This is a genomic window from Staphylococcus sp. EG-SA-2 (assembly GCF_017152085.1).
Genome location: NZ_JACYHC010000807.1, coordinates 1 through 1,312, shown reverse-complemented (window position 1 = coordinate 1,312; position 1,312 = coordinate 1). Strand labels below are relative to the sequence as shown.

At 31.2% G+C, this 1,312-nt stretch carries 1 protein-coding gene and 1 pseudogene; both read left to right on the top strand.

Translation table 11 applies throughout. From position 1 onward, the window contains the following. The coding region (locus tag IDG60_RS14685; protein ID WP_206160838.1) for a glycosyltransferase at positions 1–745 on the top strand (745 nt) is incomplete at its 5' end. Further along, positions 726–1,312, top strand: a pseudogene (locus tag IDG60_RS14680) (O-antigen ligase family protein); the annotation flags it as partial. The gene IDG60_RS14685 and the pseudogene IDG60_RS14680, both read left to right, overlap by 20 nt.

Genomic DNA, 1,312 nt, shown 5'->3' with positions numbered 1-1,312 from the left:
TATTACAGATAGCATTATTTGTGTTTCAGATTTCGATAAACAGTTAGCGTTAAAATATCGATTTAATCGATTGAAATTAACCACAATACATAATGGTATTGCAGATGTTCCCGCTGTTAAGCAAACGCTAAAAAGCCAATCACATAACAATATTGGCGAAGTAGTTGGAATGTTGCCTAATAAACAAGATTTACAGATTAATGCCCCGACAAAGCATCAATTTGTTATGATTGCAAGATTTGCTTATCCAAAATTGCCACAAAATCTAATCGCGGCAATAGAGATATTGAAATTACATAACAGTAATCATGCGCATTTTACATTTATAGGCGATGGACCTACATTAAATGATTGTCAGCAACAAGTTGTACAAGCTGGGTTAGAAAATGATGTCACATTTTTGGGCAATGTCATTAATGCGAGTCATTTATTATCACAATACGATACGTTTATTTTAATAAGTAAGCATGAAGGTTTGCCAATTAGCATTATAGAAGCTATGGCTACAGGTTTGCCTGTTATAGCCAGTCATGTTGGCGGTATTTCAGAATTAGTAGCTGATAATGGTATATGTATGATGAACAACCAACCCGAAACTATTGCTAAAGTCCTGGAAAAATATTTAATAGACAGTGATTACATCAAAATGAGTAATCAATCTAGAAAACGTTATTTAGAATGTTTTACTGAGGAGAAAATGATTAAAGAAGTGGAAGACGTTTATAATGGAAAATCAACACAATAGTAAATTACTAACATTGTTACTTATCGGTTTAGCGGTTTTTATTCAGCAATCTTCGGTTATTGCCGGTGTGAATGTTTCTATAGCTGACTTTATCACATTACTAATATTAGTTTATTTACTGTTTTTCGCTAACCATTTATTAAAGGCAAATCATTTTTTACAGTTTTTCATTATTTTGTATACATATCGTATGATTATTACGCTTTGTTTGCTATTTTTTGATGATTTGATATTTATTACGGTTAAGGAAGTTCTTGCATCTACAGTTAAATATGCATTTGTAGTCATTTATTTCTATTTAGGGATGATCATCTTTAAGTTAGGTAATAGCAAAAAAGTGATCGTTACCTCTTATATTATAAGCAGTGTGACTATAGGTCTATTTTGTATTATAGCTGGTTTGAACAAGTCCCCTTTACTAATGAAATTGTTATATTTTGATGAAATACGTTCAAAAGGATTAATGAATGACCCTAACTATTTCGCGATGACACAGATTATTACATTGGTACTTGCTTACAAGTATATTCATAATTACATATTCAAGGTCCTTGCATGTGGTATTTT